Consider the following 5,400-nt stretch of genomic DNA (forward strand, 5'->3'; position numbering starts at 1 on the left):
ATGTTACGTTGGTTAAAGTCGGTTTTCCAAAACCACCCCAATGCAGACCGTAGCCCATATAAAACGGAAGCCTTTCTTCCACAATTGGGGCATCTTTAGCAATATAAGAGGTAGAACCGATAACAAATTCTCCTTTTGAAAAAACATAGTTAAATATAATAACGCTTAATACTAGCGTAGCTCCCAGTATAATAAACCACTTTTTCATTCAAGCACCTCCTTTATAAAAGTTAACACATAATCCCGAAGCTATCTTTAATTATCCTGCCAGTTTAGTTTAACATTAATTTCCATACTGTTGACATAAAAAAAGCATCCCTTGTTGAAGGAATGCTCTCCGTTAATACAATAATATTAAACGTACTCTTCCAATAAATGCTCTTCAATTATGTCTATATTTCTTTTATTTTCTATGTAGTTAATTATATGTTCTCTTATGTTTGGGTACAAAATAACCTTTTTTAAGTCAGATAGCTTAACCCATTTTACACCAGTCTGATTTGGGTCAGGAATATTCGGAAGTTTCGGACTAAATCCTTCTTTAATTTTACAATCAAACATTAGACCTAAAGAGTGTGTTTCTCCATATTTATTAGAGTTTAGATGTGGTGCATACTCGTAAACAAACGCTAGCGAACCAACTTCAACATCAATAGACGCTTCTTCTTGTGATTCTCTTCTAACAGCTTCAATAATCGTTTCATTGGGCTCAACCCCTCCAGCTGGTAAATTATAATGCAAACCGTTTTCGTCATTAAATTCAATTAAGAGAACCGAATTATCCTGTATAATAACTGCACCTGCTCTAACTCTAATATGATAAGACAATGTTTATCTCCCACCTTTCAAAGTAGTTTATTCTATTCTTATTTTACATTAGATTGGGATATTCTGTTATTGAATTAATTGCTCACGTTAGTCGAACAAAAAAGCGATGCTTCGATTATTCAAGCATCGCACCCTTTAAGTTAATAAGAGATTACTTATTTCTTATTGTTCCAATCTTTAGCTATCATTCCATAAAAAATATGGTCAACATAGTGGTCATATAGCCATTCTACTTGCCTTTTACATCCTTCGTTAGAAAATCCTAATCTTTCAGGGATGGCTCTGCTTTTTTTGTTTTCAACAGCGACAGTAATTTCAACACGATTTAGTTTTAATTCGTTGAAAGCATAATCAGTTAAAGCTTTAGATACTCTAGTGATTATCCCGTTTCCTTGATATTCTCGGCCGAGCCAATATCCAATATAAGCAATTTTGTTAGCCGAATCAATTTCGTTATAACCTGCAACCCCTACTATTTCTCCTTTATATAAAATAACTGAATTCATCCCCGTGTTTTCTGCGTAACTTTTCAAGCTGAATTTTATGAATTTCTGAGTATCTTCAACCTTTGTATTATTATCCAACCATGGAAGCCACTTTCTTAAGTGTTCTCTAGATTTATCTGTTAGCTCAAATAATCGTTTTGCATCTTTTAACTCAACTAATTTTAGTGATACTTCATCATCAATTTTAAATACAAACATCACTTCTCCTCCCTGCAATAAATATTCTTCAAAGAAATATTTCTTTATTGTTATTGAATTAACCTGCCCCGTTAGTTGATTAACTTCTGCAAAAAAGGCGCTAACCCTTCTTGGATCAACGCTCCCAGTTTGTTTAAGTGTATTGATTCACAATTTTCGCTCACTCTCATTCATACGATGCACCAGATTGTTCAAAAACGGTATTGAACAAGATAACAGTAGTCCTTGGTAACTCGGTAATATTACATCCACACATTCATTTCAACCTTCGAAAATTCAAACGTGCTCTGTTACTGCTTTTGTTCCAGAAATTTTTCCATTTCAGTTATTGACTAATTTTACCATTGTAAGGTACTCTATAGACAGCTTAGCGATAAGCAAGTTCCGACACGAAGGGAGATGTGTTTTAATGGCAGCTACTTATATGGTGATTTTGTCTTAAAACTGAATAACAGGCATATGTGAAAAAAACGGACAGATGTCCGTATTATTTGGTATGCCATCAGAAGTAACCTTTCGTGAATATTGCTGTTTGCAGGATACGATGAAGGTCGTATCTTTTTTGCGTCCTAATGCCGCGCGACAGTAGCTTATTTAGAGGCTGCTTGTCCGTGGCATTTTTGCGTCCAAAAAACAACATTAAAAGGAGCTAAAAAAAAACATGATGGATTTAAAAACTTATGGTTACACAGAAATAGAAGAAATTCCAGAAGGTTTAATGCCCGGTAGGATAACTGAGTTTCGGAGAGAGCTTTTTACAGTCATGACCTTGCGCGGTGAAGTGTCAGCAGTACTCAAAGGCGCGTTCTATTACAACGTGGAAACGCGTGAAGACTTTCCTTGCGTCGGTGATTTTGTTTTGCTGCAATACAACGAGGGAGGAAATTCTCTCATCGTTAAGGTTTTGCCCCGCAGCTCCAAGTTCTCGCGCGCGGATTACTCGGGTCATGCTGTAGGCTTTACCAAAACCGTGCTGGAACAGGTAGTCGCAACTAACTTTGACTATGTATTTATCCTTTCTTCTCTGAATTGGGATTTCAACGTTACCCGCATCATGCGGTACTTGACACAGGCAAGGCAAAGTGGCGGTCAGCCAGTCGTCATTCTGACCAAAACAGATCTAGTTGAAGATTATAATCTCACGCTCACTGAAGTCACTCAAAGCATCCCTGATGTGCCGGTTCACGCAATCTGCAGTCATACAGGTCAGGGGTTGAACGAACTTGGAACCTACTTGATACCTGGTAAGACAGTAGTCTTTCTCGGCATGTCAGGCGTCGGTAAATCATCTCTGCTTAATGCTTTAATGAAAAAGGAGGTAATGAAGGTCCAATCTATCAGGGAGGTCGACAGCCGGGGGCGACATACGACAACACACCGTCAGCTGTTCATGCTCCCCTCTGGTGCGATGGTCATTGATACACCTGGTATGCGTGAGCTTGGGCTTTTTGATGCCGAAGAAGGCATTCGTGGAGGATTTGCCGATGTGGAGGATTTATTCACACAATGCCGATTTACGGATTGCCGCCATCAAACTGAACCGGGCTGTGCCGTTCTCACCGCCCTGACTGACGGTTCGTTGGTGCGTGAACGGTGGGAGCATTATCTTGCCCAGCAGCATGAAAACAAGTTTGTCAACGATAAAACAAGCTACCTTATCGACAAGAGGGCTCGAAACAAAACGAAAGCCATATGGAGCAAGCAAACGAGGAAAAAAGGAGGATGGAAAAACTGAATATTAAACCAGAAACACTAATTTGTGCCTTAAGCCAACAATTTAATACGGATGTCATCTCCGCGAGTTACCAAAGCAGGTCGTTACAGGGAGGAACAGTGGGAAATGTCTATCTGATAACAGGAAGCGCAGAAACAAAAGACAGCAAATCAATACCGTATCGTATCGTGCTAAAAAACCAGAAGAAATGGGAACGTTACGGAGATCCAAACTCATGGCGTCGGGAATACGATCTCTATTCGTCTGACCTTGGATCAACTTTCTCGGATGCCTTCCGCTGGCCTGAATGTTATCACGCTGAGATCAATGCTGAAGGAGATGAATTTCAGCTATGGCTAGAGTATATTGATGGCGTAACCGGATTAGACTTAACCGGAGACATGTATGAACTGGCTGCGCTTGAATTAGGGCGCTATCAAGGCAAGCTGTATGCTGAGCAGCCCTCCGTACTTCAAAACCTAACCAACTTGAGCCATGCGGATCTAATGAAGAATACGTATCTGCGTTACCGTTCATGGCCAGTCGTCTATGATTTTATACGCTCGGACGATTGCGAATTACCGCAACAGGTGCGGCAAATGCTCATCGACATCGATGAGCACGCAGACGAGATACTAGAACGCATTGAAAAATTGCCGCTCGTGCTCTGCCACCGGGACTTTTGGGTAACCAATCTAATTTATACGGATGGCAAAATCGTGCTCATTGATTGGGATACCTGTGGATGGGGCTATCTAGGAGAAGATATAGCAAGCCTGATTGCAGATGAAGCGGATATTGATCATATGGTCGAATACTACCAGAGATGTGTCCCCGCGTATTACAAAGGTTTTTCAGAGTATGCGAATTTAAACCCTATCATTGATCATTGCGTCTACGAGCTAATCCTTCTAATGTTTGGGTATAGACTTGTGGAGTGGTATCTCCACACAGAAGATGATAGCGAAAAGACAATGCATGTCCATACTCTCCAAAAAATCTATGAAATGAAAAGCAGCCCTGTTCAAGGTTGATCCTAAAAAAGAAAAACCGAAACCCAATACAGTCAAGGGGTTTCGGTTTTTTTGTATGAATAGCTCGTCATCTTGTAGATGACAGCAAATTGCTAAATAACAAATAGTAGTAGCATAAAGGGGCATATTTAGTGGTTGGGTTCTTAAATCAACTGCTTGTGTTATGTCCTAATACATATCTTAGAAAGAAAACAAAAAACGTGATTAATAACATTTGAGTAATCCATAATTCCACAAGAACACCTCATTTCACTCAAGATAATTCTAATTCTTATTACATTAACCTGCTTCGATAGTTGAACAATCATTTTATTATTTTAACATTAATTCCCTTTTTTGTTTGGTTATTTTGTATTCTTTAGAATAAATGCGTCAATAATTCCTGTATAAAGACTTGGTACAGGAGGGTTCACAATGCTCTTATCACAAGCATACAAGTCGAATAACCCTTAATTACCAATTCAATTTTAACATTAATTCCCTTTTTAAAGTCTACAAAATGGAAAAAGCATATCTGCTTTTATTATAGAAACGCAACCCTTTAAGAACATTTTTTTCAGCAAACAAGTCTAAATCTACAAAAACGCCTTTGAGAGTCATTCCTCAAAGGCGTTTTGTCTACGGTCTGAGCATTACTGTTTCAGTAATGCCCCTTTAGTTTTATTGTTATAAAGTCTGCCTATAATATTAAATCGAGTCCAATTCAATATTTAATAACCGATGAGTCAGGGGTTACTCCCCCTCCTACTTTGTTATAATACGAATCTACTAATTAGTTGCTTTATGTCGTTAGATAAACCATTTAACCAGGCAGCACTTAATGCTGTCAACAGAAGCAGCAGTTTCTTCAATCCCCGCTGCAGATTCCTCCGAGACCGAAGCAATCTCAGATATTGATATATTTATCTTGGAAATTATGTATGAATTAAATGGAAATGGGGGAAGCCATGACAACGGAGCTTCAAAAAACTGGCGTACAACCCTCTACTCATTAAACCTTAATGCTACTTCGTTAACTTTAATACCTAAAGTTTGTTACTCCAAAGCTTCAGGAGAGGGAATTGAACTAACAACAATGAAGCCAATCACAATTTATTTATATTAGATACGAAAAGAAGAA

General features: G+C 38.6%; 6 protein-coding genes. 3 read left to right on the top strand and 3 right to left on the bottom strand.

Annotated features, from left to right (window positions below):
• The 3 genes from CEF19_RS07935 to CEF19_RS07945 form a co-directional block, all read right to left on the bottom strand.
• A partial coding sequence (locus tag CEF19_RS07935) for a hypothetical protein (protein ID WP_198510259.1) occupies positions 1-208 on the bottom strand: 208 nt, incomplete at its 3' end.
• Positions 209-354: 146 nt separating this feature from the next.
• Positions 355-828 (bottom strand): NUDIX domain-containing protein, encoded by a 474-nt coding sequence (locus CEF19_RS07940; RefSeq protein ID WP_100405597.1) that lies wholly within the window; start codon positions 826-828, stop codon positions 355-357.
• A 155-nt stretch (positions 829-983) separates the two neighbouring features.
• Positions 984-1,532: a GNAT family N-acetyltransferase gene (locus CEF19_RS07945; RefSeq protein WP_100405598.1), complete on the bottom strand. Its 549-nt coding sequence runs from the start codon at positions 1,530-1,532 to the stop codon at positions 984-986.
• A 661-nt stretch (positions 1,533-2,193) separates the two neighbouring features.
• On the opposite strand from CEF19_RS07945, the gene rsgA reads away from it, so the two are divergent.
• From rsgA to CEF19_RS07960, 3 genes are all read left to right on the top strand, one after another.
• Complete coding sequence (rsgA, locus tag CEF19_RS07950) at positions 2,194-3,267, top strand: ribosome small subunit-dependent GTPase A (RefSeq protein WP_100405599.1); 1,074 nt, start codon at positions 2,194-2,196, stop codon at positions 3,265-3,267.
• Entirely contained in the window at positions 3,264-4,280 is a 1,017-nt protein-coding gene (locus tag CEF19_RS07955) for an aminoglycoside phosphotransferase family protein (protein ID WP_100408246.1), read from the top strand. The genes rsgA and CEF19_RS07955 overlap by 4 nt, the downstream gene beginning before the upstream one ends.
• Positions 4,281-5,100: 820 nt before the next feature.
• Complete coding sequence (locus CEF19_RS07960) at positions 5,101-5,385, top strand: hypothetical protein (protein ID WP_100405600.1); 285 nt, start codon at positions 5,101-5,103, stop codon at positions 5,383-5,385.
• Positions 5,386-5,400: the final 15 nt, after the last annotated feature.

The organism is Bacillus solitudinis (genome assembly GCF_002797395.1).
Classification (GTDB): domain Bacteria; phylum Bacillota; class Bacilli; order Bacillales; family Bacillaceae_D; genus Halalkalibacter_A; species Halalkalibacter_A solitudinis.